Source organism: Agrobacterium sp. SOY23, assembly GCF_027212525.1.
In the GTDB taxonomy this organism is placed as follows: Bacteria; Pseudomonadota; Alphaproteobacteria; order Rhizobiales; family Rhizobiaceae; genus Agrobacterium; species Agrobacterium tumefaciens_I.
On record NZ_JAPWDT010000002.1, the window covers coordinates 25,694 to 49,947 of the forward strand.

A 24,254-nucleotide genomic window follows, 5' to 3' on the forward strand; every position below is an offset into this window, starting at 1 on the left:
CCTGTTTTGCGGCGAGAACGCTTAGAGCGTTCTCGTGATGTGTTCGACGCGGAAGCACTCGATGGTGTCGCCGGCGCGGATGTCTTCGTAGTTTTCGAAGGCCATACCGCATTCCTGACCGACCGGCACTTCCGAGACTTCGTCCTTGAAGCGCTTGAGGGTCTTGAGCTTGCCTTCGTGGATGACGACGTTGTCGCGCACCAGACGGACACCCGCACCACGTTCCACCTTGCCCTCGACGACGCGGCAACCTGCGACCTTGCCGACCTTCGTGATGTTGAACACCTCGAGGATTTCGGCATTGCCGAGGAATGTCTCGCGACGTTCCGGCGAAAGCAGGCCAGACATCGCCGCCTTCACGTCATCCACCAGATCGTAGATGATGTTGTAGTAGCGGATCTCGATGCCGGCGCGTTCGGACGCCGTGCGTGCCTGTGCGTTGGCGCGAACGTTGAAGCCGATGATCGCGGCGTTGGAGGCCTCGGCAAGCGAGATATCCGATTCCGTGATGGCACCAGCGCCCGAGTGAACGATACGAGCACGGACTTCGTCGGTGCCGAGCTTGTCGAGCGAAGCGATAATGGCTTCGACCGAACCCTGCACGTCTGCCTTGATGACCAGCGGGAATTCCTTCATTCCCGAAGTCTGCAACTGGCTCATCATCTGTTCCAGCGAACCGCGCTGGCCCGTCTGACGTGCGACAGCCTTGTCGCGTGCCAGACGCTGGCGGTACTCGGAAATCTCGCGAGCACGGCTTTCGTTTTCGACAACCGCGAAACGGTCACCGGCAGATGGCGTGCCGGAAAGACCAAGAATCTCGACAGGCATAGCCGGACCGGCTTCCTTGACGTGTTCACCCTTGTCGTTGACGAGGGCGCGAACGCGGCCCCACTGGTCGCCGGCCACGATGATCTGACCAGGCTTCAGCGTACCCTTCTGTACGAGAACCGTAGCGACGGCACCACGGCCGCGATCGAGTTCCGCTTCGATGACGGTACCTTCTGCGGTACGGTTCGGATCTGCCTTGAGGTCGAGAATTTCAGCCTGCAGCAGGATCGCTTCAAGCAGTTTGTCGAGGCCAAGCTGTTTCTTGGCGGAGACTTCCACGTCAAGCACTTCACCGCCCATCGATTCCACGAAAACTTCGTGCTGCAAGAGCTGCTGGCGAACCTTTTCAGGGTTTGCTTCGTGCTTGTCGATCTTGTTGATCGCCACGACGATCGGAACACCCGCTGCCTTGGCATGGTTGATGGACTCGATCGTCTGCGGCATCACGCTGTCGTCAGCGGCGACCACCAGAACGGCGATATCCGTCGCCTGCGCACCACGGGCACGCATGGCCGTGAAGGCGGCGTGGCCGGGGGTGTCGATGAAGGTGATCTTCTGACCGTTCTTTTCGACCTGATAGGCACCGATATGCTGGGTGATACCACCGGCTTCGCCTGCGACCACATTCGCCTGGCGAATGGCGTCGAGCAGCGAGGTCTTGCCGTGGTCAACGTGGCCCATGATCGTGACAACCGGCGGACGCGGCAGCATTTCGCCTTCGTCGTCTGCCTGGTTGAAGATGCCTTCTTCCACGTCAGACTCGGAAACGCGCTTGACGGTGTGGCCGAATTCGACCGCGATCAGTTCCGCCAGATCGGCGTCGATCACGTCACCCGGCTTCATCATCTGGCCTTCCTTCATCAGGAACTTGATGACGTCGACGGCACGTTCGGACATGCGCTGCGACAGTTCCTGAATGGTGATGGTTTCCGGCAGGATCACTTCGCGCATAACCTTTTCACGGGTTTCCTGCATCTGGCTGCGGCGGAATTTTTCCTGCCGGCGACGCATGGATGCCATGGAGCGGCCGCGCGGCGTGCCGTCTTCATCCAGATTGGATGAGGTCACGGTCAGCTTGCCGCGACGGCGTTCTTCTTCCGTCTTCAGGCGTGCAGCGGGCTTTGCCGGCGCAGGTGCGGCGACCTTACCGCGAACCGGGAGATTGCCACGGCGCGCACCGCGATCATCCTCGTCGTCACCATCGGTACGGCGACCGCGCGGAGCTGCGGTTTCGGGAGTGGTGCGGGCAGGGGCGGCGGCGGGCTGAGGACGAGCCTCGGCGCGCGGCGCCGGCTGAGCGGCGGCAGCCGGCTTTTCAGCGGCTGGTTCGGATTTCGTTTCCACGGCCGGCTGGCTTGCCGCCACCTTGGCGGCTTCGGCCTCTTCGGCGGCACGGCGTGCAGCCTCTTCCTTTTCAGCGGCGATGCGGCGCTCTTCTTCCACCTTGCGGCGCGCTTCGTCTTCGGCACGCTGCTTGGCTTCGATCACGTCGCGAGCCTGCGCTTCCATCAGCGCGCGCCGGCGGGCTTCCATCTCGCCGGCGGACAGATCGTGCAGGACGTTGCCGCGCGGACGCTCAGGCTGGCGCTGCTGTGGCGCGGACGAGCCGGGACGCTGCTGCGACTGGGAGGAACCCGGACGCTGTTGCTGGCTGCTCGGCTGGTGGACGCGCGGCTGCGGAGCCTGCGGACGCGGTGCCACGGGGGCAGGGGCGGCCGGCTTCGAAGCGGGTGCTGCAACCGAATGAACCTGCTTCTCGTCTTCAGGTCGATGGGGGCGGCGCTTGCGTGTTTCCACGACAACCGCATTGGTGCGACCTCGACCCATATCCTGCCGCACGGTGCCCTGATTCATCCCGCCCGGTTTCAGGGTAAGAGTCTTCTTGGCCGGCGCATTGAGTGTCTTGTCGTCGTTGTTGTCGGTCATTCCGTTCCCGTTCCTTCGGACGAGAACCGGATGACGTCCATCAGGTCTCGTCGTTCAATTGCTGCATCGGAACGCGGCGACCGTTGATGTCGGTTAACCGCGTCATTGTTCTGTCCGGGCAGCGTCGCGTTCCGCCTGAGATTGGCCGCCAAGGCGGTACCGCTCAAGCATCGTTGCGCGCTTCACTACACCCTCACCCGCCTGCCCTGCAAGCGCGCAGGCATGGATAAAAGCATTCTGGCCCATCAACTCGTCCATTTCGGCTCCGCTGAAGAGCCGGAAGGACGGAATTTCATTGCCGGCATCGCTGCCGAGCGCCCAGGCCTTGCGAGCCTGGTCCAGTTTTCTCACGCCGTCGGCCGCAGCATCGGTCGCATGGAACACGGCGATCGCGTTCCCGGACCGGACGGCGGCATCGACTTTCATCGCGCCGCTGATGAACTGGCCGGCTTTTCGCGCCATGTTCATCATCCCGGCAAGCTGTTGCGCCATCAGCCGGTCGAGAAGAGCGAGAAGCTCCGGCCCGGCCTTGACGTCACGTTTGAGAGCCCGCGCGAAGAGCTTCTTCGCGATGGCCTTCTCGATCAGGGCGCGCTCGGGTGTCACCCAGCAGCCGCGCCCCGGCAATTGGCGTTTCAGATCCGGAACGACGCCGCCGTCCGGGCCTGCGACGAAGCGGATCAGCTCATCCGGCGATCCGCTCTGCCGTGTCACAATGCACATACGTCCATTGACGTCGCCCTTGATCCGCCCGTCGTCATCCGTCTCGGGCAGATCGTCCGGCTCATGCGCCTGCGATATCATTCCTGTTCGGCGGTATCCGCCTCCTCGGCAGCTTCCGCATCGGCTGCCTGTTCGGAAGCGAGCTCTTCAGCGGTGATCCAGCCTGCGAGAAGACGAGCCTGCACCACCATGTTCTCGGCTTCGACGCGCGAAACATCGAGCTTGGAGAAGATGCCTTCGAACTTCTTCGTCTCGCCGTCCTTGCGCTCGCTCCAGCCAACCAGATCGTCCGCTGCACAGCCGGCAAAGTCCTCGATGGTCTTGATGCCGTCTTCGCCGAGCGCGACCATCATCTGCGAGGTCAGGCCGTCGATCTGGCGCAGTTCGTCGGCAACGCCGAGTTCCTTGCGCTTGGCGTCCATTTCGGCTTCCAGGCGTTCCAGATATTCGCGGGCGCGGGTCTGGATTTCGTCGGCAGTGTCTTCGTCGAAGCCGTCGATCGAGGAAATCTCGTCGAGATCGACATAGGCCAGTTCTTCGACCTGCGCGAAGCCTTCCGAAGCCAGAACCTGGCCGACCATTTCGTCGACGTCGAGCGCTTCCATGAAGAGTGCCGTGCGCTCGTTGAATTCCTTCTGGCGACGCTCGGATTCTTCCTGCTCGGTCATGATGTCGATATCCCAGCCGGTCAGCTGCGATGCCAGACGCACGTTCTGACCTCGGCGGCCGATGGCGAGCGACAGCTGCTCGTCGGGAACAACCACTTCGATGCGCTCGGATTCTTCATCCAGAACGACCTTGGCGACTTCCGCCGGCTGCAGGGCGTTGACGATGAAGGAAGCCGGTTCCTGGCTCCACGGAATGATATCGATCTTTTCGCCCTGGAGTTCGCCGACAACGGCCTGAACGCGCGAACCACGCATACCGACGCAGGCGCCGACCGGATCGATCGACGAGTCGTTGGAGATGACCGCGATCTTGGCGCGCGAACCGGGGTCACGGGCAACCGACTTGATCTGGATGATACCGTCGTAGATTTCCGGAACTTCCATGGTGAAGAGCTTCACCATGAACTGCGGATGGGTACGCGACAGGAAAATCTGCGGGCCGCGCTGTTCGCGGCGAACGTCGTAGACATAGGCGCGAACGCGGTCGCCATAACGCATGTTTTCGCGCGGGATCATCTCGTCGCGACGGATGATGCCTTCGCCACGGCCGAGATCGACAATGACATTGCCATATTCGACGCGCTTGACGGTGCCGTTGACGATTTCGCCGATGCGGTCCTTGAACTCGTCATACTGGCGGTCGCGCTCGGCTTCGCGCACCTTCTGCACGATGACCTGCTTGGCGGACTGGGCGGCGATACGGCCGAAATCCATCGGCGGCAGCGGATCGGCGATGAAGTCGCCGAGCTTGGCGTCGGGGTTGCGGTCGCGGGCCAGCTCAAGCGGGATCTGGGTCGAATAGTCCTCAGCGGCCTCGACAACTTCCAGAAGACGCTGCAGGCGGATTTCGCCGGTCTTGGAGTTGATGTCGGCGCGGATGTTGGTTTCCGAACCATAGCGCGAGCGGGCGGCTTTCTGGATAGCGTCGGCCATTGCGGCAAGCACGATTTCGCGGTCGATGACCTTTTCGCGCGCCACAGCATCGGCGATCTGCAGAAGCTCAAGCCGGTTAGCACTCACTGCCATTTTTCTGTCTCCGTAAGTCGCAAGTTGCGTTGGTCGCCCTTATTTTCGGGCTTTACGTTGGAATTAGTCTTCGTCTGCTTCGTCTTCGTCGTTCTGGTTTGCGGCGGCGGCCTTTGCCGCCTTGTCTGCCCGCAGCGCATCACGAATAAGGTCGTCCGTCAGAATGAGCTTCGCATCGGAAAGCGCGCTGAACGGAATGATGACTGTCGGCTCTTCGCCATAGGCGATCTGGTCGCGTTCCAGCTTGAAGCCATCCGCATCGACCTCGACGATCTTGCCGCGAAACCGCTTGCGGTTCTCGACCAGAATGGAGGTCTCGACCTTCACCAGATGACCCTGCCAGCGGGTGAAATCCGATTTGCGAACCATCGGCCGGTCGATGCCGGGCGAGGAAACTTCGAGATGATACGCTTTATCGACCGGATCTTCCACATCAAGAACCGGTGAAATCGCCATCGAGATGGCTTCACAGTCCTGAACGGTCATCGTTCCGTCTTCCCGCTCGGCCATCACCTGCAGCGTCATGCCGTTCTGGTTGGAGAGCCGCACGCGCACCAGAAGATACCCCATGCCCGTCAGAACAGGCTCGATGATCTCGGCAATGCGCTGGTCGATGCCCGTTTCGGTTATCAGTCGCGGTTCATGTGCGGTGTCTGCCATCTGGCCTTCCGGTCTTTAGATTTTCACCGGGCACTCAGCCCGTGGTTTCCGGTTCGCCTAACGAAAAAGAGCGGAGCCTTGCGGCCCCACTCTTCATCAAGCGATCAAGAATTTCAGGGGTCATATAGACCCATCGGGGCAGGATTGCAAGGTTTTCGCGGGCGGTCTCGCCCGGGGCGTGGCTCCGGCCATATTTTCACCCTTACCGTGTCGGAAAGGCTGGCATGAATTCCGGCACTGTCTATAGTTGCCGTTTGATAGATCGCAGTTGCATCAAGTGGACAGAGCGTGCCTGACCGTAAATCGCCACTCGCGCCTTTAAGGCATTTGACTTACAGACGAATCTGGTTCGCGAGCCTTGCCTCGAATTTCGGCGGATTGATCCAGGCGGTGGGTGCCGCATGGATGATGACCTCGCTTTCCAGTTCGGAAAACATGATTGCGCTGGTGCAGGCTTCCACCTCTTTGCCGATCATGCTGTTCTCGCTGATCTCAGGCGCGCTGGCCGATAGTTTCGACCGCCGCCGCATCATGATTTCGGCACAGCTTCTGATGCTGACGGCCTCCGTGCTGCTCACCGTGTTTGCGTGGTCGGGCTGGCTCACGCCCTGGCTGCTGCTCTTCTTCACCTTCATGATCGGCTGCGGTACGGCGCTCAACAATCCGTCCTGGCAGGCTTCGGTCGGCGAAATGGTACCGCGCGAGGATTTGCCGGCCGCCGTGACGCTGAACAGCGTCGGCTTCAACATCACCCGCAGTGTCGGCCCGGCCATCGGCGGTATCATCGTTGCGGCCGCCGGTGCTGCGGCTGCGTTTTTCGTCAATGCGCTGAGCTATTTCACCTTGATCTACGCTTTGTTTCGCTGGCAGCCGCCCAAATATGCCTCGACCCTGCCGCGCGAGCAGCTTCCTGCCGCCATCTCGGCCGGCATGCGTTATGTGGCGATGTCGCCTAATATCGGCAAGGTTCTGGTGCGCGGCTTCCTCTTTGGCCTTTCCGCCAGCGCCATCCTTGCTCTCATGCCCATTGTCGCCCGCGATCTGGTCGAGGGTGGGCCCTTGACCTATGGCGTCATGCTCGGCGCCTTCGGCGTCGGTGCCATCGGCGGTGCGCTGGTCAGTGCGAGACTGCGTGAGGTCCTGTCCAGCGAATGGATTGTGCGGGTTGCCTTTTTAGGTTTTGCCTTTAGTGCCGGTGTAACGGCGGTCAGCACCAGTTCGATCATCACTTCGCTGGTTCTGACCATTGCCGGCGCCTGCTGGGTTCTGGCGCTTTCTCTTTTCAACACCATCGTCCAGCTTTCCACCCCGCGCTGGGTGGTGGGTCGAGCGCTTTCGCTTTACCAGACGCTGACCTTCGGCGGCATTGCGGTGGGTAGCTGGCTGTGGGGCGAGCTGGCGGAAGATTACGGCATTTCCTATTCGCTGCTTTGTTCCTGCGTGCTGATGCTGCTCGGTGTCGTCGTCGGCCTCAAGCTCGCCATGCCGGCCTTCGCTTCGCTCAATCTCGATCCGCTCAATCGTTTCGTGGAACCGCCGCTGAGGCTCGATATCAAGCCGCGCAGCGGGCCAATCGCCATTCTCATCGATTATGAAATCCATGACGAGGATCTGGGCGAATTCCTGCCGCTGATGGCCGAGCGCCGCCGCATCCGCCTCCGCGACGGCGCGCGCAACTGGAACCTGATGCGCGATCTCGAAAACCCCGATATCTGGACGGAAAGCTACCATGTGCCGACATGGGTGGAATATGTCCGCCACAACCACCGCCGCACTCAGGCGGATGCGGAGACCTGGGACCGGCTGCTCGAGCTTCACCGCGGCAACACGCGGCCGCGCGTGCACCGGATGATTGAACGGCAGACCATTCCACCGACCGATGATATTTTTCATAAGCCGCATACCGACCAGCATTGAGAGGTGATAGGCAAAAGGGGGCGATGGCTTGCAGCACCCCCGTCGTCATCCTCGGGCTTGTCCCGAGGATCCAATCACCTGTCGTAAATCAATCGGTTGCAGATGCTCGGGACAAGCCCGAGGATGACGACGGAGAGGTTTTCGGACTTTGCCGGCAACCTGCTATTTCAGCTTTGCCCTCAGTGTCGCATCGGGAAAACATGTCGGCGCGAGGCCGTTTTTCGCCTGCCAGTCGCCCAATGATCGGCGCGTCTTGAAGCCCGCCAGCCCGTCCGCCTTGCCGACATCGTAACCCTTGGCGACCAGCGCCTTCTGCATGGCCAGCACGTCGGAGCGCAGCATCGATCCGACATTGCCCCATTCCCCCTTGAACGGTCCTGCCCCATGGGCGATGCGGTCGGCGAGATTGCCGATGAAGAGGGCGTAGAGATCGGAATTATTATATTCCTTGATGACGTAGAAATTCGGCGTCACCACGAATTCCGGTCCGTGCCGTCCGGCTGGCACCAGCATCATGCCGTCGGCAGTGAGGTCATTGGCGGGAAAGGCTTTTCCAGAAATGCGGGTGATGCCCATCTTCGCCCAGTCGGCCACCGGTCGGGCCAGATCCGGCCCTTCCTGCGCGCAGGAAACATTGGCGGGGATGGAGACTTCGAAGCCCCAGTCGCGATTGCGTTGCCAGCCGCGCTGGGAAAGATAGTTCGCTATGGATGCCAATGCATCCGGCACGGAATTCCAGATATCGCGGTGGCCATCGCCATCGAAATCCACGGCGTATTTCAGATAGCTCGACGGCATGAATTGCGGCTGGCCAAGCGCGCCGGCCCAGGAGCCCATCATGCGTGAAGCCGCTATATCGCCGCTTTCGACGATCTTCAGCGCATCGATCAGCTCCGTTCGGAACATCTCCTTGCGGGTCGACATATAGGCTTTTGTGGCCAGCACATCGACCACCGAATGCGGCAACTTTGCCCGGCCGAAACCGGATTCGCGGCCCCAGATCGCAACGACGATATCTCCAGGCACACCATATTTTGCCTCGATCCTGCGCAGCGTCGTCGCATGCGCGGCCGCAAGCGAGCGGCCGGTGCCGGCAAGCCCCTGCAACCGCTTTTCGGAGAAATAGGCGCCCGGAGAGGAGAATTCCGCCTGGCTCTGGCTCTGTTCCTTCGGCGGCTTCTGGCCTGGAATGACGAGGTCGGGCAGGTTCCAGCTGATGGAGAGACCGCTGAGCGTGGCCTCAAGCGTCTTTTGCGAAATGCCGGCCTTGCGGGCTTCCGGCCAGATTTCCTTTTTCAGCCATGCATTGAAGTCTGCGTCATATTTGGCGGCAGCCGCACCTGTCGGGGTCGACTGTGCAAGAACTGCCGTTGCTGAAAAAACGGAAAGAAGGGCAGCGAGCGCCTTGGGGGCAAATCGGTTTCGCATTCGGTCTCCTCTTTGAGTGACGGGGAGGGAGGAAGGCTTCAGATCGTCGTTCGCGCCCGAAGCGCCGCCGTCAATGTGCCCTCGTCGAGATAATCAAGCTCGCCGCCCACCGGCACGCCATGCGCAAGCCGTGTGATCTTGATGCCTAGGTCGGAGAGGCGATCGGTGATGTAATGGGCGGTCGCCTGTCCTTCCACCGTCGCATTAACGGCGATGATGAGCTCGCGAATGCCGCCGGCGCTGACGCGATCGATCAGGCCCTTGATGTTCAGGTCCTCGGGCCCAACACCGTCGAGCGGCGACAGCGTGCCGCCCAGAACGTGATAGGCGGTGTTCATCGCGCCCGCCCGCTCCAGCGCCCAGAGATCCGACACGTCTTCCACCACGATGATGACGGACTGGTCGCGCCGGTCGTCGGCGCAGACGGTGCAGGGATCGATCGTATCGACATTGCCGCAGCAGGAGCAGATCTTCACCTTGTCATAGGCTTCACCCATGGCATGGCCCAGCGGCCCGAGAAGCTGTTCCTTCTTCTTGATGAGATGCAACGCCGCCCGCCGCGCCGAGCGGGGGCCAAGTCCCGGCACTTTGGCCAGAAGCTGGATCAGTTTTTCGATTTCGGGACCGGTGACTCGTTTTGCCATGAGCGCTTTCTACTGCATAAATCGGGAAACGGGAATCATGAAGCGCAAAGGGCAGTCCATGAAAATCAGGGCGGTGTGCCGGGGTGAGGCAAAAAACCTGCCGGGAAAGACGGCGAAGACGGGCATCTTCAAACACGCCGTGAATGGCCCGGTCATGGTCGACGCGGAAGGCATCGTCAGTGACGCCGTCTGCAATCGCAAACACCATGGCGGGCCGGATCAGGCGATTTACATCATGGGCTCCGTCGATCTCGACTTCTGGTCACGCTCCCTGGGCTTTGTGGTGGAACCCGGCTTTTTTGGTGAAAATCTCGTTCTGGAGAGCGTCGACAGCGCAAAACTTCATGTGGGCGACAGGTTCTCGACCAGCGATGTCGTGCTGGAGGTGACCGCTGCTCGCATCCCCTGCGCCACGCTGTCGGCTCGTATCGGCGATCCCGATTTCGCCCCGCGCTTCCGGCAGGCGGGCCAGCCGGGTTTTTATTGCCGGGTGCTGAAAGGCGGAATGCTCGCCGCCGGTGAGAATATCTCGTTCGAACCCTATCAGGGAACGAAGCTGCCCATACCGACTATTCTGCAGCGCTTCCGGCCGATGCAGCTCGATATGGCCGAACGCGCGACCTACCTCGAAACACCGCTGGCAAGCCGGTTTCGCGCCATGCTGGAAGCCTGAGAACTGGACCTATTTCCGCTGAGGCGGGAGATGTCCGCAATTTCCGTCATACCGGCTCGGGGCCGGAATGACGGATCGGAAATGTCTATCAGAACGGCAGCTTCATGCCGGGCGGTAGCGGCAAACCGGCGGTCAGGTTGGCCATCTTTTCCTGGGCCTGTGCTTCGCCTTTTTCCTTGGCGTCCTTGTGGGCGGCAACGATCAGGTCCTCGAGGATTTCCACCTCATCTTCCTTGAATAGGGAAGGATCGATTTTCAGGCCGCGCATTTCGCCCTTGCCGTTCAAAATGACGGTTACCAGACCGCCGCCAGCCCGGCCTTCGATTTCGAGGGCGGCAATTTCCTGCTGCACCTTTTCCATCTTGGACTGCATTTCCTTGACCTTGCCCATCATGCCCATGATGTCGCGCATGTGCCAATCTCCTGTTCTTTTTTGTTTAAAACTCGATGTCGTCGCCGGGAAGGATGTCGCCTTCGCTCGATTCGGCAACCGATGGCGGCGCGATGTCCTCCGCCTCATCCTGTATCGCAGCGCGGATACGCACGTCGGTGATCTTTGCGCCGGGAAACTGCGCCAGAATGGCGGCAACATCAGGGTCCTGACGCGCATCGACCAGACGGGCGTCGCGGGCATTGCCTTCAGCCTCGACCAGGGTCGGCTCACCCTGTTCCTTGCTGAGGCTGACGATCCAGTGGATGCCGGTCCATTCCTTGAGCTTGACGCCAAGTTCACCGGGCAGAGAGCCGGGCGCACCTTCGCCGAGGCGCATGTCGAGCCGGCCGGGCTCCAGCCGCACCAGCCGCACGAAGTTGCGCACCTTTGCCCGCATGACCGGGTCTCGGTGTTTCTGGCAGAGATCGGCAATATCCTGCACCGAATTGACGGGAACCTTGGGCTCTGGCCGTTCTTCGGTTCTTGGCGCCACGACCTGCATCTCCTGCGGGCGGCTATCGGGCACAGCGCGCAGCATGGCGGATGGTTGCGGACTTGCAGGCCTCTGGGCGGGAAGATCGACAGGTCTTCCGGCCGCCACGGTCTGCACCGACGAATAGGCACGCGCGCCGCCGCCGTTGCCGCCGCCTGAGGGCCCGCCATTGGCGTAACCGCCGTCGCCGCTGGAAAGCTCCAGCAGGCGCCGCGCCGCATCTTCCGGTGCCGGCAGGTTGGCGGCATGCGAAAGGCGGATCAGGATCATTTCGGCCGCACCCGCCGGGCGCGAGGCATTTTCCGTTTCCGGAATACCCTTCAGCAGCATCTGCCAGATGCGCGAAAGCGCCGTCACCGCGATGGTTTCGGCGAATTCCGCACCACGCACGCGTTCGATCTCGGAAAGCGAGGGGTCTTCCGCCGCGTCAGGCACATATTTCATGCGGGTGACGAGATGGGTGAAATCGGCAAGGTCGTTCAGGACCACAACCGGGTTCGCGCCAGCCTCATATTGTCCGTTGAATTCCGAAAGCGCAGCCGCCACGTCACCTTTGACGACATGCTGGAAGAGATCGACGATGCGCGCACGGTCGGCAAGGCCGAGCATGCCGCGCACCGCTTCGGCCTCCACCCGGCCGCTGCCGTGGGCAATCGCCTGGTCGAGCAGGGAAAGACCGTCACGGGCGGAACCCTCGGCGGCGCGGGCGATCATCGATAGCGCCTGCGGCTCGGCCTCGAAACCTTCCTTGCCGGCAATGGCGGTAAACAGGCCGACGAGATCGGCGGCGCTGATGCGACGCAGGTCGAAACGCTGGCAGCGCGACAGAACGGTGATCGGCACCTTGCGGATTTCAGTGGTCGCAAAGATGAATTTCACATGTTCCGGCGGCTCTTCAAGGGTCTTCAGAAGACCATTGAAAGCCTGCGTCGAAAGCATATGCACTTCGTCGATGATGTAGACCTTGTAGCGCGCCGAGACCGGGCGATAACGCACCTGCTCGATGATCTCGCGAATATCGTCGATACCGGTATGGGAGGCGGCGTCCATCTCGATCACGTCGACGTGCCGGCCTTCCATGATCGCCTGGCAATGTTCGCCGGGAATACGAAGGTCAATGGTCGGCTTGTCGATGGTGTCGGTCTTGTAATTCAGCGCGCGGGCGAGAATGCGGGCCGTGGTCGTCTTGCCCACGCCGCGAACGCCGGTCAGCATATAGGCCTGCGCGATGCGTCCGGTCTCAAACGCGTTGGTCAGCGTGCGGACCATCGGCTCCTGGCCGACCATCAGATCGGAAAAATCCTTGGGACGATATTTGCGCGCCAGCACCCGGTAGCCGGTCCCGACCTGGGATTCGCTTGATGTGGTGGGAACGGTATCGCTCATTGCCTCGCCAGTTTGTTTTGCCAGTTGTCTTGGGGCGCGGAACTGGCCCGGCGAAAGCTGAGCACGTCTTTTAAAAAAGGTGGGAGGCTGGCACGGCGACCCGTGCCGGGCTCGTTAGGGCTGCTTCCTTCCGGACCTGACCCGGTTGGCGAGTGGCTCGTCCACCACCAACCTCCCGGGGCCACATATCGGCAATATCGACAGCAAATGCAAGCCAAGCCTTCAAAAAACTGCTATCACGATGAAAACAAACATGGAGGACACCTTGGAGACATTCCGGCTGGACGACAGGCTGGCGCGCGACAGCGTGCTTGTGACGCGTTTGGGACTATGTGAACTGCGTTTGCAAAACGACAATCGCTGGCCGTGGCTGGTGCTGGTGCCGCAGCGAGATGGCGTCAGCGAATTGTTCGATCTTACCCCGCTCGATCAGGCCGTGCTGACATTCGAGACCAATCTCGTCGCGTCAGCCTTGAAAGAAATCACCGGGGCCACCAAGATCAATGTCGGTGCCTTGGGTAATATCGTCCGGCAGCTTCATGTCCATATTATCGCCCGCAACGAAGGGGACACCTGCTGGCCGGGTCCTATCTGGGGTCACGGAACGCCTGTGCCTTATGCTGCAGGCGAAAAGGAAACTTTGATGAAAAAAATCTCCGGCGCTCTCTGATGATTTCCATGAAAATTTTTGAAACCACTGCCCCCCATCCCGAAGCCAGCCTGCTGACGGCCTTTTCCAAAAATGCCCTCGACCGTTTCGCCGAAAAGCGGACGGAGGAGTGCGTTGCCGATGCGTTGAAAGTTGATGGCACCCATATTTTTGCCTTCTCGGGCAACCGGCTTGTCCTGAAGCACGACGAACAGGTCATCGATCCCCTGTTTTCCGCCTATGAGCTGGCCGAGTTGCTGCCGGATTTCGACAATGCCGTGCTGCTCGGATATCGCGAAACCGGCGAGCCGAGAATCGCGGTGCCGGTTGCCGTTGCCGAGGATCAGCTGGCGAGCCATTACAAGCTGGCCGATGCCCGCACCCTTTATCGCGACCATCTTCTCGATGAGGAATTGCTGAGCGAAGTTGCCCAGGCCGTCAGCCTCACCCACTGGAACGCCGACAATCGCTTTTGTGGAAAGTGCGGCGGCACCATGGAACTGCGCATCGGCGGTTACAAGCGTATCTGCGCCGCCTGCAACCACACTATTTTTCCCCGCACCGATCCCGTCGTTATCATGATGACGATCGATATCGAGCGTGATCTCTGCCTGCTTGGCCGCGGTGCGCATTTTGCGCCGGGCATGTATTCGTGCCTTGCCGGTTTTGTGGAGCCGGGCGAAACCATCGAGCAGGCCGTACGCCGAGAAACGCATGAGGAATCCGGCGTTGAAATCGGCCGCGTGCGTTATCATGCGTCGCAGCCCTGGCCGATGCCGCATACGCTGATGATCGGCTGTTATGCCGAGGCACTGTCTTTCGATATTGCGCGTGATGAGATCGAACTGGAGGATTGCCGCTGGTTCACACGGGCGGAAGTCGCCAAGATGCTGGAGACGGCGACGGGCGAAGGCTTTTCCGCGCCTCCCGGCGGCGCCATCGCGCATCGGCTGATGCGCGATTGGGTGGAATGGACAAAATAACCGCGTTCGGCAGGCTCAGCTCTGGTTGAGCTTGCCGCGCATCGCATGGCCCTTGTAGACGCCGAGAATGCGGACCTTTTCCGAGAAGAAGCGCAGCTCGTCCAGCGCGTGACGCACCGGTTCGTCATCGGGGTGACCTTCAATATCGGCATAAAACTGCGTCGCCACGAATTTTCCACCGAGCTGGTAACTTTCCAGCTTCGTCATATTGATGCCGTTCGTGGCAAAACCACCCATGGCCTTGTAGAGCGCGGCCGGAATGTTGCGAACGTTGAAGACGAAGGTCGTGACGACGATTTCGTCGCTCGACTGGCGCTTGGTCCAGTTCTCATCGCGGGAAAGCACCACGAAGCGCGTGACGTTGTTTTCCGAATCCTCGACATTTTCAGCGAGAATATCGAGACCGTAGAGATCCGCGGCAAGGCGTGGCGCAAGTGCCGCCATGCTGCGGTCGCCCTTTTCGGAAACGAGCCTTGCGGAGCCCGCCGTATCGCCGGCGATGACGGGCTTCCAGCCATTGGAACGGATGATCTTGCGGCACTGGCCCAGCGCATGGATGTGGCTGTGGACCGTGCGGATCTCGTCTTTCGTCACGCCGGGGATCACCATCAGCTGGAAACGGATCGGCATGAAATATTCGCCGATGATGTGCAGGCGTGATTCGGGCAACAGGTGATGGATGTCTGCGACGCGGCCGGCCAGCGTGTTTTCAATCGGGATCATGCCGAGATCGGCTTCGCCATTTTCAATAGCGTTGAAGGCATCCTCGAATGTCGGGCATGGCAATGGCTCCATATCCGGGAACATGTCACGGCAGGCCATGTCGGAATTCGCGCCGAACTCGCCCTGAAAGGCAATGCGATTTGTAATCAAGCTCATGGGTGTGTCCGTTAGAGGGTTCTGCTTGCGAGAATTTTGCGGGCTTTTTCGAGATCGTGCGGCGTGTCGACGCCGAGCGGCACGGAGCGGACGATTTCAGCATCGATGCGCATGCCCGCTTCCAGCGCACGTAGCTGTTCCAGCCGTTCGCGCAGTTCCAGCGGCGAGGGCGGCAGGCTGACGAATCTCTCAAGAGCCGCACGGCGATAGGTATAAAGCCCGATATGGTGATAGAGCGGCCCATCGCCGTAGGGCGCGGTCGCGCGGGTGAAATAAAGCGCGCGCAGCCGTGTTTCGGAAAGCGGGCTGCCCACCACTTTCACCACGTTCGGATTGGTTTTTTCGTCCTCGTCGATAATTTCGACCGTCAGTGTTGCAATATCGACGCTGGCATTTTCCAACGGACGCAGCGAGGCGCGGATCGTTTCCGCCTCGATGGTCGGAAGGTCGCCCTGGACGTTGATGACGTATTCTGCCGTGCCATAGGGATCGGCCTTTTGCAGCGCCTCGAAAATGCGATCCGAGCCGGACTGGTGGTCGTCGCGCGTCATCATCACGTCGAAACCGGCGTTTTTAACCGCTGAAAACACCTGTTCGTCGTCCACCGCGACGACGATTCGCTCCGCACCGGCTTCGCGTGCTCTCAGCGCAACCTGCACGATCATCGGCTTGCCGCCAATGTCGGCAAGTGGCTTGCCCGGCAGGCGCGTGGAGGCCATCCGCGCCGGTATGAGGACAACAGCTTTCTCGAAATCCCGATTCTTCATCCGACACCCTTCAAATCCCGCCCGAAAAGTGTCAAAACGTCACGGTGTGGGGAGCATTATTCAAGTTGCGCAGGCTGTGCAAAAGCCATAGCTTTCGAGCAATTTCAAGATGCCCGGTTATATGGAGCGGATGCGAGGGAGCGCATATAGATGAATTCTTATGTTAATATGGGCGTTGGGGCGTTGCTGGGCACGGTTTTCGTCCTGATGTCGGTGTCGATTGCCTCTGAGGGCATTTTCCATGCGCCCGCGCCCGAGAAGGAAGGTTACGTCATTGCCGCGGCAGAGAGTGGCGGCGGTGGCGAAGCCGGTGGTGGAGAAGCTGCTGCAGCCGCAACGCCAATCGCAAAATTGCTTGCGAGCGCCGATGCCACCAAGGGTGAAGCGGTCTTCAAGAAGTGTACGAGCTGTCATACCGGAGAGAGTGGTGGTGCAAACAAGGTCGGCCCCAATCTCTTCGATGTCGTCAACCGGCCGATCGCCAGCCACGAAGGTTTCAGCTACTCCGCTGGGATGAAGGATTTCTCCAAAGGCGCCTCCGTGCATTGGGATTACGATCATCTCAACTTCTTCCTCGAAGCCCCCAAGAAACACGTTCCCGGCACGGCCATGGGCTTTGCGGGTGTGAAGAAAGAAACGGAAAGAGCCGACCTCATCGCTTATCTGCGCTCACTTTCGGCAAACCCGGCTCCGCTTCCAGATCCGAATGCGGCTCCCGCACCGATGAACTGATGATCATGATGGTTTCATGATAAAAGCCCGGCATCGCTGCCGGGCTTTTATTTTTACCAAGAAGTGATCGAGGGTGCGGGCCCCGCTTTTGAGGAATCAGAAGCCCTTGCCGCCGCGCAATTCCGAAATCACCGTTCCGACCATGATCTTGATATCCAGCCAGACCGAAAAATTCTCGACGTAATACAGATCGGAGACGATTCGGGCGCGGGCCTTGTCGCTGCGATCCGTCGGGCCGCGTAGTCCCCGCATCTGGGCAAGGCCGGTAATGCCGGGCCGCATCCGGTGCCGCATGTGATAATGGGGAACCAGCTCCTCATAAAGGCGGCCGGCGGCCAGCATGCCGATGGCGTGGCAGCGAGGGCCCACCAACGACATGTCGCCTTTCAGTACATTGATCAGCTGCGGCAGTTCATCGATATTCGTGCGGCGGAGAATGGCGCCGATACGGGTGATCCGCGGATCATTCTTTACCGTTTGCGCGACCCCGGTGGCATCACCCAGTTCCGCCCGCATCGAGCGAAATTTATAGACGCGGATTTTTCGTCCATTCATGCCCCAGCGGACCTGCGAGAACAGGACCGGACCCTTGCTGTCGAGCTTCACCAATAATGCGACGGTCGCCAGAACGGGGGCAAGTGCGACAAGGGCGATAGACGCCCCTGTAATGTCGAGGGTTCTTTTGAGCGCAAACTGGCTGCGCAGAAAAGCAGATGGTTTCCTGTCAGAGATGGGAGATTGTATTTCCGCCGTTTCAAACGGGACGGCAGTATAGGGAGCGCCGTAAAAAACGGCATGCGATGAGCCTTTAGTACCCAGCATAATATGGAACCCTGAAAAGTTATTTTGAAACAAGAAAATTAATTTATATGAACGATTAATAATTCATTTACCCTAAAAAGTCACCCGAAATGTAGTCGTCTTTGCGCAAATGGCAATCTACGGTTAATGCGGCTGCACGCATATATTGCAGGGAAGGCGCGTTTTCCGCCCGTAGCTGCGGCTATGATGCCGCCGATGGAAACGAAATCTGCAAAATGGGATTGTTGGCGAGGGGATGGCGATATCGCACTTTACCCTGAAATCAGCGTCTGCCGGCCGTTCTCAGGCCATCAATTTCCCATCAGAATGTCGAGCAGGGTCGTCTGCTTCGGCCCGGAAGGCACGGATGCCTGACCGCCAATATCGGCGGGCGGCACGGGGCCGTTGCCGGCGGAATAGCCGGGTTCGATATCGCGGGAGGGGATATTTGCCGGCGGCATGGGCGCGCCCGGCTGATTCGGGTTCGGCGAAACGGGGGCTTCGGGATAGGCGCGGGTATCCGTCGTCCCGCCACCGAGCGCATTGGAGATGATATCGCCGATGGAGGAAGGCGCATTTTCAGGCGCCGGTTGTTGCATTTCCCCGAGTGGCGGCACGCCGCCCGCGCCTAGCCCGAAGAGCGGCGAGGGCGAGAGGCCGGAGTGGGCGGCGGTCATGAAATCTTTCCAGGCCTTTGCCGGAAGTCCGCCGCCGGTGACCTTTTTCATCGAGGTGCCGTCATCATTGCCGAACCAGACGCCCGTGGTCAGGTTGCTTGTGTAACCGACAAAAAGCGCATCGCGGAAGGACTGCGTCGTGCCGGATTTTCCGGCTGCCTGCCAGCCCTGCAGGCGCGCAGCCTTGCCGGTGCCTTCGGTGATGACGCGCGACAGCATGCTGTTCATGGTCGCGGCGATCTCTTCGCTCAGCACGCGCGGCGGGTTGTCGTATTTGTTTTCGTAAAGCACCTTGCCATCCGCATCGGTGATGCGTTTGACGATATGCGGCGTCGCCTTGTAGCCGCCATTCATGAAGGGGGCGTAGGAGGCGGTCAGCTCCATCAGCGACACTTCCGAGGTGCCGAGCGCGATGGAGGCGTTGTTCTGCAACTCGGATTCAATACCCATGCGATGTGCCACCTGGGTTACCCGGTCAGGACCCACTTCCATCACCAGCTGTGCCGCGATCGTGTTCAGCGAATTGGCGAGCGCGGTGGCGAGCGTCACTTCGCCGCGATATTTCTTCTCGTAGTTTTCGGGTGTCCAGTTGCCGATGCGAACCGGCCCGTCATTGCGGATCGTATAGGGGGTGAGCCCCGATTCGAGTGCGGCGACGTAAACGAAGGGCTTGAAGGCCGAGCCGGGTTGCCGTTTTGCCTTCACGGCGCGGTTGAACTGGCTTTCGGCATAATCCGCCCCGCCCACCACCGCCCGGATCGCACCGGTGCCGTCGATGGAAACGAGTGCGGCCTGCGAAGCGCCCTGCTTCTTGCCGTCGCCCTGCAGCACATGGGTCAGCGCCTTTTCGGCGCCTCGCTCGAGATTGGGGTCGATGGTCGTATCGACGACGATATCCTGCTTGACGTCGCCAACCAGGCCGCGGACCTCATCCAGAACCATATCGGCGGCGTAATGTTCGGCGCCGGACCAGAAACGTTTCGCCTTTGCCGGCGGCTGCGACATCGCGGTCTTGATCTCGTCATCGGTGATGAAGCCGACATCGCGCATGGATTGCAGCACCACCTGCGCCCGCTCTTCCGCCGCCTGCGGGTCGCGCGCCGGCGAAAGGCGCGAGGGGGCCTTGAGAAGCCCGGCAAGCGTCGCCGCCTCGCCCAGATTGACGTCGCGCGCGGATTTGTTGAAGTAGCGCCGCGAGGCCGCCTCGACGCCATAGGCGTTGGAGCCGAAATAGACGCGATTGAGATACATCGCGAGAATCTGGTCCTTGGTGAATTTGTGTTCGAGCCAGAAGGACAGCAGCACTTCCTGAACCTTGCGTTCCAGCGTGCGATCCGGCGAAAGGAACAGGTTTTTCGCCAGCTGCTGCGTCAGCGTCGAGCCGCCCTGTACGGTTCGTCCCGTCAGCACATTGGTCACGATGGCGCGCCCCAGCCCGAGCGGATCGACCCCGAAATGTGAATAAAACCGCCGGTCCTCGATCGCCATGACGGCCTGCGGAATATAGGGCGACATATCCTCCAGCGCGAGCGCCTCGCCGCCGGTGGTGCCGCGATTGGCCAGCACGCTGCCATTGACCGAAACAATCTTCACATTCGGCGGGCGTTCGGGAATGGACCAGCTGCTGGCGCTCGGCATGCGCGCGCCATAATAAAGGACAAGACCTGCAACGCCGATGCCGCCCCAGATACCGAGCACGATGCACCAGTAAACGAGGGAGCGGATGAAACCCGTCGCGCCACGGCCGGAATGGCGGCTGCGTTTTTCTTTCTTCTGGGCTTTGCTGCGGCCGGATGCCTGTTTTGGTTTTTTCGTTGGCTGTTTTGTCGTTCCGCTGATGCGCTCGCTGGCATCAAGGCGCAGATCATCGCCGGACTCGTGGAAATCCCCGAAAGAAGGTTCTACCCGTTCGCGTGATTTACCTTTGCCTGCCATCCAGCCGAAGTCGCTCCTATTCGCGAAACCGCGCCTACCCCGTTCGGGTTTCAGGCCTCTATGCCTGCGCGATCCTTAATCCAGGATGAAGAGTGTAAATGCGGCGATTTAAGGCGGGGTTAAGTCCTGGCCGGATCAAATCGGCGTCATTGGCAGACATCGACCCATTCCGCCCCCGTCAATTCGACCATCATATCCGGTGAAATCTTCACCGCTGCATTGGTGGCCCCGGCTGCCGGAACCACTTCGTGATAGTTTTTCAGCGATATGTCGCAAAATACAGGCAGAGCCGAAGGAAGGCCGAAAGGACACACGCCGCCGATGGGATGGCTGGTCACCGCGACTACTTCTTCCGGTCCGAGCATGCGCGGCTTTACGCCAAAATGATCGCGGAATTTGCGGTTGTCGAGGCGTCTGGTGCCAGCGGCAACGACGAGAAGAATGGTGTCGCCGGCCTTCAGGCAGATGGTTTTGGCAATCTGGTCGGGATCGACGCCATGCGCCTCGGCGGCCAGTGCGACCGTCGCCGAACTCGCTTGCGTTTCAATCACGGTCACTTCGGGTGACTTCTCGGTGAAAAAGGCTCTGACGGATTCGATAGACATGCGTATTTATTAGGCGTTGTGCGGAAGAGCTTCAAGTCGCCCTGAAGTAGCTATGCGTTTTTCGCAATGCTGCGCTGCGATGAAACGTCTGTTTTTTAAGCGATGATCCTGTATCTTCAAATCATCGAAGCGACGCACTCCTCCTCCCAGCGTCGCCCGATTGGACTGACAATACTCCTCCTCCCAATTGTCAGTCAGTTTCAAGAACCCGGCGCACCTCCTCCCGCGCCGGGTTTTTGCGTTTTGGCGATCCGGTTGCCTCCTTATCCATCTCCCCTCAAAGACCGCGCTGTTCAAAGAAACTTGACTTTGAGCCCCTTCCAACCTACGTACTTCGCCATCGATATTTGTTTGACGACCAGAGCTTCGGCGTCTTTCCAGACGCTCACGACGATCTTTTCCTTCAAATTCGACCCAAGTCCGCACTGTTCGCAGTGCAAATACAATTGCCAACGGAAGGAAATCGTTATGGCGACTGGTACAGTAAAGTGGTTCAACGCAACCAAGGGCTACGGCTTCATTCAGCCGGACGACGGTTCGCAGGACGTATTCGTGCACATCTCCGCTGTTGAGCGTGCGGGCCTCACCGCTCTCAACGACGGCCAGAAGCTCTCCTACGAGCTGATGCAGGACCGCCGCTCGGGCAAGATGTCCGCAGGCAACCTCGTTGCTGCCTGATAAGCGCTTTGGCCCGAAAGGGTCATTCGCATGAATGGAAAGGCCGGATTTTTCCGGCCTTTTTCTTTTGCGGGGTGGTGCTGAAATGGCCGCTCTTGAAAAAGCCGGACCGCACACCAATATAGGGTTCAACAGTGCTCCGGACCGGAACTGCCGGGAATGGCGCTTTACAAGAGCGCCGCTGCTGTTGTGTTAACCAAAGATTAACCAAAGCAGCCGATCCTGAGCCGGAAAGCAGCGTCAACCCTGTTGACGCGCTCTGGAGCATCAGACCGTTTGAACGCTTTGACCACGGATGTACTGGCATTGACGGAAAACGGATGGAAAGGTCGGGCTTGCCCGGCCTTTTTGTTTTTGGGCGGTTAAAAGAAGGAGGCGACGGTTCCGGCGCCTCCTTCTTTTCGATTATTTCGCCGCAAGCGCATCGAGAATGCGGACCCAGGAGCGGATGCCCTTGTGGAAGGATTGCAGGTCGTATTTCTCGTTCGGCGAATGAATACGGTCATCGGTCAGGCCGAAGCCGACCAGCAGCGAATCCATGCCCAGCATCTTCTGGAAATCGCCAACGATGGGGATCGAACCGCCCATGCCGATAACGACGGCGGGTTTCGGCCATTCTTCCGAAAGTGCGTTTTTGGCTTTGGTCAGCACGGGCGAGTCGTACGACAGCTGAATGGCCGGCGAGCCGCCATGCTCGTGAAATTCCACCGAGCAATCGGCCGGAATTTTCGAGCGTACATAGGCCCGGAAGCTCTCGCGAATGGCTGCCGGGTCCTGCTCGCCAACGAGGCGGAAGGAAACCTTGGCGGAGGCTTTTGCGGCGATCACGGTCTTGAAACCGTCGCCCGTGTAACCGCCGATAATGCCGTTGACTTCCGCCGTCGGCCGCGCCCAGGTCTGCTCAAGTACGGAGCGGCCCTTTTCACCCGAGGGAACGGAAAGCCCGACCTCGCCGAGGAAGGTCTCCGCCGTGCGCCCGAGCGTTTCCCAGGAGGCCTTTATATTGGCGGGGGTTTCCTCCACGCCGTTATAAAAGCCGGAAAGCGTCACGCGGCCGGTTTCGTCATGCAGTCCCGCAAGGATATCGGTGAGGATGTGGATCGGGTTTGCGGCGGCGCCACCAAAAAGGCCGGAATGGAGGTCGCGGTCGGCTGCGGTGATGACGATCTCTTCGCCAACCAGGCCGCGAAGGGCAGCGGCGATGGCGGGTGTATCCCGATCCCACATGCCGGTATCGCAGACCAGCGCGTAATCGGCCTTCAGTTCTGCCGCATTGGCATCGAGGAACGGCTTCAGCGAGGGTGAGCCGGATTCCTCTTCGCCTTCGAAAAGAATGGTGACGCGCACCGGCAGGCCACCATTGACCGCCTTGTAAGCGCGGCAGGCCTCCACGAAGGTCATCAGCTGGCCCTTGTCATCAGCCGTGCCGCGCCCGGTAATCACTTTCCGGCCGGCACCGACATCCTTGATGGCCGGCTCGAAGGGATCATTTTCCCACAGATCGAGCGGATCGACCGGCTGAACGTCATAATGGCCGTAAAAAAGCACATGCGGTGCATCCTTGGTGGCCGCATCGTGATGCGCAACCACCATCGGGTGACCGGCCGTATCGCGGACGGAAGCCGTAAAACCGAGCGCGGAAAGCGTCCTCATCAGCCACTCCGCCGCCTTGCGGCATTCTGCCTTATAGGCCGGGTCCGTGGAAATCGACGGAATGCGCACGAGTTCGAACAGCCGCTCGAGGCTGGAGGTCAGATTGTCGTCGGCGTTGGAAAGAATAGGGGAAACGTCTGTCATCGCTGATCCTGTCATGTCTGTCGTGACCCGGCGAAAAGACGAAATATCCGGGCATCGCACATCGCGGGAAACAAGGGGCGGGCTTGCCGTGAATCGGCAAGCGCGTGGCCGCGGGAACGATAGAGCAGTTCACGAAAACTGCGAAGCGCTTTTCCATCCGAAAATGCGTAGAAACAAAACTTGGAGTTTCAGCGCTCCGGTACGAAAGAGGTTCCGGGTTGTAGCTGTTATTTCGCTTTTTTGGCGCTTTCGATCGCCCGGCGCATATATTCCAGCAGGAGTTGCCGCTCAAAACGCCGGAAATCCGTAAGCAATGTGTCTTCGGTAGCTTCGGAAGCGGCAATGGCATTCGCTTCCAGATCCCTGCCGCGCTGGGTCAGTTCGATGATCTGGGCGCGGCGGTCGCTCGGATGGGATTTGCGGATAATCAGCCCGTCCCGTTCCATGCGTGAAAGCGTATTGGCGAGCGTTGCCTGCTCGATGTCTATTCGATCAAGCAATTGCCGTTGAGTCAGGCCTTCCTCGTGCCAAAGCTCGATGAGGATGGGAAATTGTCCCGGGGAGAAACCCAGTGCGGCGGCTCTCTTTTGCAGCGCCATGGTGAATTCCCGCGCCATTTTCGCGACGAGATAGATTGCCGATTCGTCCCGGGAAAAACCCATTATTCCGTCCGTAAAACAGCGTGGCCGGTGCGGACCGGCAATGTCGATAGTGCGATATATATCGCATGATATGCTTAGGCCAGCGCGAAACGAGGCGCAAAATAAAACCGCCATGGCCGGGAGGGGACGGCCATGGCGGTCATATTGGAGGACAAAGGCCCGGAGAGGGGGAAAGGCCTTTGTCCGGTCTGACGCGGCGGGGGACGAGCCAGCTATCAGACTACGGCGTGATCAGGCGCCGTCCCCTAAGAAATGTGTCTGCAAATGCGGCTTTTCAAGGGAAG

General features: G+C 60.0%; 21 protein-coding genes and 1 other RNA gene. 6 read left to right on the forward strand and 16 right to left on the reverse strand.

Going from position 1 to position 24,254, the window contains the following annotated elements:
* Window positions 1-21 precede the first annotated feature (21 nt).
* The 4 genes from infB to rimP all read right to left on the reverse strand — a co-directional run bounded on the left by infB (window position 22) and on the right by rimP (window position 5,831).
* The gene (infB, locus tag O3S81_RS05315) at window positions 22-2,754 is read right to left on the reverse strand and encodes a translation initiation factor IF-2 (protein ID WP_269341432.1); all 2,733 of its coding nucleotides are present in this window, start codon (window positions 2,752-2,754) and stop codon (window positions 22-24) included.
* Window positions 2,755-2,856: 102 nt separating this feature from the next.
* On the reverse strand, window positions 2,857-3,558 hold the full coding sequence (locus O3S81_RS05320) for an RNA-binding protein (protein ID WP_269341433.1): 702 nt from the start codon (window positions 3,556-3,558) through the stop codon (window positions 2,857-2,859).
* Window positions 3,555-5,171 (reverse strand): transcription termination factor NusA, encoded by a 1,617-nt coding sequence (nusA, locus tag O3S81_RS05325; RefSeq protein WP_269341434.1) that lies wholly within the window; start codon window positions 5,169-5,171, stop codon window positions 3,555-3,557. Before nusA ends, O3S81_RS05320 begins: the two co-directional genes overlap by 4 nt.
* Before the next feature lie 63 nt (window positions 5,172-5,234).
* Window positions 5,235-5,831 carry a ribosome maturation factor RimP gene (rimP, locus tag O3S81_RS05330; protein WP_269341435.1) on the reverse strand — a complete coding sequence of 199 codons (597 nt, stop codon included), beginning with the start codon at window positions 5,829-5,831 and terminating at the stop codon, window positions 5,235-5,237.
* A 288-nt stretch (window positions 5,832-6,119) separates the two neighbouring features.
* On the opposite strand from rimP, the gene O3S81_RS05335 reads away from it, so the two are divergent.
* Complete coding sequence (locus O3S81_RS05335) at window positions 6,120-7,748, forward strand: MFS transporter (RefSeq protein WP_269341436.1); 1,629 nt, start codon at window positions 6,120-6,122, stop codon at window positions 7,746-7,748.
* Window positions 7,749-7,910: 162 nt separating this feature from the next.
* Here O3S81_RS05335 and O3S81_RS05340 read toward each other — a convergent pair whose 3' ends face one another.
* Both O3S81_RS05340 and recR read right to left on the reverse strand, forming a co-directional pair.
* Complete coding sequence (locus O3S81_RS05340; protein ID WP_269341437.1) at window positions 7,911-9,176, reverse strand: lytic murein transglycosylase; 1,266 nt, start codon at window positions 9,174-9,176, stop codon at window positions 7,911-7,913.
* Between the two features lie 38 nt (window positions 9,177-9,214).
* Complete coding sequence (recR, locus tag O3S81_RS05345; RefSeq protein ID WP_077983270.1) at window positions 9,215-9,820, reverse strand: recombination mediator RecR; 606 nt, start codon at window positions 9,818-9,820, stop codon at window positions 9,215-9,217.
* 37 nt (window positions 9,821-9,857) lie between these two features.
* Between recR and O3S81_RS05350 the strand changes: the two genes are divergently transcribed.
* Window positions 9,858-10,493 carry an MOSC domain-containing protein gene (locus tag O3S81_RS05350; RefSeq protein ID WP_269341438.1) on the forward strand — a complete coding sequence of 212 codons (636 nt, stop codon included), beginning with the start codon at window positions 9,858-9,860 and terminating at the stop codon, window positions 10,491-10,493.
* An 88-nt stretch (window positions 10,494-10,581) separates the two neighbouring features.
* Here the strand turns inward: O3S81_RS05350 and O3S81_RS05355 are convergent, their stop codons facing one another.
* From O3S81_RS05355 to ffs, 3 genes are all read right to left on the reverse strand, one after another.
* Window positions 10,582-10,905 (reverse strand): YbaB/EbfC family nucleoid-associated protein, encoded by a 324-nt coding sequence (locus tag O3S81_RS05355; protein ID WP_269341439.1) that lies wholly within the window; start codon window positions 10,903-10,905, stop codon window positions 10,582-10,584.
* 25 nt (window positions 10,906-10,930) lie between these two features.
* Window positions 10,931-12,805 (reverse strand): DNA polymerase III subunit gamma/tau, encoded by a 1,875-nt coding sequence (locus tag O3S81_RS05360; protein WP_269341440.1) that lies wholly within the window; start codon window positions 12,803-12,805, stop codon window positions 10,931-10,933.
* A gap of 79 nt (window positions 12,806-12,884) precedes the next feature.
* Window positions 12,885-12,981: signal recognition particle sRNA small type (ffs, locus tag O3S81_RS05365), an RNA gene on the reverse strand.
* Between the two features lie 65 nt (window positions 12,982-13,046).
* Between ffs and O3S81_RS05370 the strand changes: the two genes are divergently transcribed.
* Both O3S81_RS05370 and nudC read left to right on the forward strand, forming a co-directional pair.
* Window positions 13,047-13,475: an HIT domain-containing protein gene (locus O3S81_RS05370; protein WP_003524313.1), complete on the forward strand. Its 429-nt coding sequence runs from the start codon at window positions 13,047-13,049 to the stop codon at window positions 13,473-13,475.
* A complete protein-coding gene (gene nudC, locus O3S81_RS05375; protein ID WP_269341441.1) occupies window positions 13,475-14,437 on the forward strand; it encodes an NAD(+) diphosphatase in 963 nt (320 codons plus the stop codon). Before O3S81_RS05370 ends, nudC begins: the two co-directional genes overlap by 1 nt.
* A gap of 15 nt (window positions 14,438-14,452) precedes the next feature.
* Here nudC and O3S81_RS05380 read toward each other — a convergent pair whose 3' ends face one another.
* A complete protein-coding gene (locus O3S81_RS05380; RefSeq protein ID WP_269341442.1) occupies window positions 14,453-15,316 on the reverse strand; it encodes a prephenate dehydratase in 864 nt (287 codons plus the stop codon).
* Between the two features lie 11 nt (window positions 15,317-15,327).
* On the reverse strand, window positions 15,328-16,083 hold the full coding sequence (locus O3S81_RS05385; RefSeq protein ID WP_269341443.1) for a 3-deoxy-manno-octulosonate cytidylyltransferase: 756 nt from the start codon (window positions 16,081-16,083) through the stop codon (window positions 15,328-15,330).
* A gap of 150 nt (window positions 16,084-16,233) precedes the next feature.
* Here O3S81_RS05385 and O3S81_RS05390 point away from each other — a divergent pair, with 150 nt between their 5' ends.
* Window positions 16,234-16,815: a c-type cytochrome gene (locus O3S81_RS05390; RefSeq protein ID WP_269341444.1), complete on the forward strand. Its 582-nt coding sequence runs from the start codon at window positions 16,234-16,236 to the stop codon at window positions 16,813-16,815.
* A 96-nt stretch (window positions 16,816-16,911) separates the two neighbouring features.
* Here O3S81_RS05390 and O3S81_RS05395 read toward each other — a convergent pair whose 3' ends face one another.
* The 3 genes from O3S81_RS05395 to O3S81_RS05405 form a co-directional block, all read right to left on the reverse strand.
* The gene (locus O3S81_RS05395; RefSeq protein WP_269341445.1) at window positions 16,912-17,637 is read right to left on the reverse strand and encodes a sugar transferase; all 726 of its coding nucleotides are present in this window, start codon (window positions 17,635-17,637) and stop codon (window positions 16,912-16,914) included.
* Between the two features lie 290 nt (window positions 17,638-17,927).
* Window positions 17,928-20,228 (reverse strand): transglycosylase domain-containing protein, encoded by a 2,301-nt coding sequence (locus O3S81_RS05400; protein WP_269341446.1) that lies wholly within the window; start codon window positions 20,226-20,228, stop codon window positions 17,928-17,930.
* Window positions 20,229-20,374: 146 nt separating this feature from the next.
* Window positions 20,375-20,833 (reverse strand): YbaK/EbsC family protein, encoded by a 459-nt coding sequence (locus O3S81_RS05405; protein WP_269341447.1) that lies wholly within the window; start codon window positions 20,831-20,833, stop codon window positions 20,375-20,377.
* Between the two features lie 468 nt (window positions 20,834-21,301).
* Between O3S81_RS05405 and O3S81_RS05410 the strand changes: the two genes are divergently transcribed.
* Window positions 21,302-21,511, forward strand: coding sequence for a cold-shock protein (locus tag O3S81_RS05410; protein WP_003492998.1), 210 nt, complete (start codon window positions 21,302-21,304; stop codon window positions 21,509-21,511).
* 405 nt (window positions 21,512-21,916) lie between these two features.
* Here O3S81_RS05410 and O3S81_RS05415 read toward each other — a convergent pair whose 3' ends face one another.
* Together O3S81_RS05415 and O3S81_RS05420 are read right to left on the reverse strand one after the other, a co-directional pair.
* Window positions 21,917-23,308, reverse strand: coding sequence for a dipeptidase (locus tag O3S81_RS05415; protein WP_269341448.1), 1,392 nt, complete (start codon window positions 23,306-23,308; stop codon window positions 21,917-21,919).
* A 227-nt stretch (window positions 23,309-23,535) separates the two neighbouring features.
* On the reverse strand, window positions 23,536-23,970 hold the full coding sequence (locus O3S81_RS05420; RefSeq protein WP_269341449.1) for a MarR family winged helix-turn-helix transcriptional regulator: 435 nt from the start codon (window positions 23,968-23,970) through the stop codon (window positions 23,536-23,538).
* Between the last annotated feature and the right edge of the window lie 284 nt (window positions 23,971-24,254).

Bases quoted from the DNA above. Each gene is read 5' to 3' on its own strand.
- infB (WP_269341432.1), bottom strand. From the start codon at position 2,754: ATGACCGACAACAACGACGACAAGACACTCAATGCGCCGGCCAAGAAG.
- O3S81_RS05320 (WP_269341433.1), bottom strand. From the start codon at position 3,558: ATGATATCGCAGGCGCATGAGCCGGACGATCTGCCCGAGACGGATGAC.
- nusA (WP_269341434.1), bottom strand. From the start codon at position 5,171: ATGGCAGTGAGTGCTAACCGGCTTGAGCTTCTGCAGATCGCCGATGCT.
- rimP (WP_269341435.1), bottom strand. From the start codon at position 5,831: ATGGCAGACACCGCACATGAACCGCGACTGATAACCGAAACGGGCATC.
- O3S81_RS05340 (WP_269341437.1), bottom strand. From the start codon at position 9,176: ATGCGAAACCGATTTGCCCCCAAGGCGCTCGCTGCCCTTCTTTCCGTT.
- recR (WP_077983270.1), bottom strand. From the start codon at position 9,820: ATGGCAAAACGAGTCACCGGTCCCGAAATCGAAAAACTGATCCAGCTT.
- O3S81_RS05350 (WP_269341438.1), top strand. From the start codon at position 9,858: ATGAAGCGCAAAGGGCAGTCCATGAAAATCAGGGCGGTGTGCCGGGGT.
- O3S81_RS05355 (WP_269341439.1), bottom strand. From the start codon at position 10,905: ATGCGCGACATCATGGGCATGATGGGCAAGGTCAAGGAAATGCAGTCC.
- O3S81_RS05360 (WP_269341440.1), bottom strand. From the start codon at position 12,805: ATGAGCGATACCGTTCCCACCACATCAAGCGAATCCCAGGTCGGGACC.
- O3S81_RS05370 (WP_003524313.1), top strand. From the start codon at position 13,047: ATGAAAACAAACATGGAGGACACCTTGGAGACATTCCGGCTGGACGAC.
- nudC (WP_269341441.1), top strand. From the start codon at position 13,475: ATGATTTCCATGAAAATTTTTGAAACCACTGCCCCCCATCCCGAAGCC.
- O3S81_RS05380 (WP_269341442.1), bottom strand. From the start codon at position 15,316: ATGAGCTTGATTACAAATCGCATTGCCTTTCAGGGCGAGTTCGGCGCG.
- O3S81_RS05385 (WP_269341443.1), bottom strand. From the start codon at position 16,083: ATGAAGAATCGGGATTTCGAGAAAGCTGTTGTCCTCATACCGGCGCGG.
- O3S81_RS05390 (WP_269341444.1), top strand. From the start codon at position 16,234: ATGAATTCTTATGTTAATATGGGCGTTGGGGCGTTGCTGGGCACGGTT.
- O3S81_RS05395 (WP_269341445.1), bottom strand. From the start codon at position 17,637: ATGCTGGGTACTAAAGGCTCATCGCATGCCGTTTTTTACGGCGCTCCC.
- O3S81_RS05400 (WP_269341446.1), bottom strand. From the start codon at position 20,228: ATGGCAGGCAAAGGTAAATCACGCGAACGGGTAGAACCTTCTTTCGGG.
- O3S81_RS05405 (WP_269341447.1), bottom strand. From the start codon at position 20,833: ATGTCTATCGAATCCGTCAGAGCCTTTTTCACCGAGAAGTCACCCGAA.
- O3S81_RS05410 (WP_003492998.1), top strand. From the start codon at position 21,302: ATGGCGACTGGTACAGTAAAGTGGTTCAACGCAACCAAGGGCTACGGC.
- O3S81_RS05415 (WP_269341448.1), bottom strand. From the start codon at position 23,308: ATGACAGACGTTTCCCCTATTCTTTCCAACGCCGACGACAATCTGACC.
- O3S81_RS05420 (WP_269341449.1), bottom strand. From the start codon at position 23,970: ATGGGTTTTTCCCGGGACGAATCGGCAATCTATCTCGTCGCGAAAATG.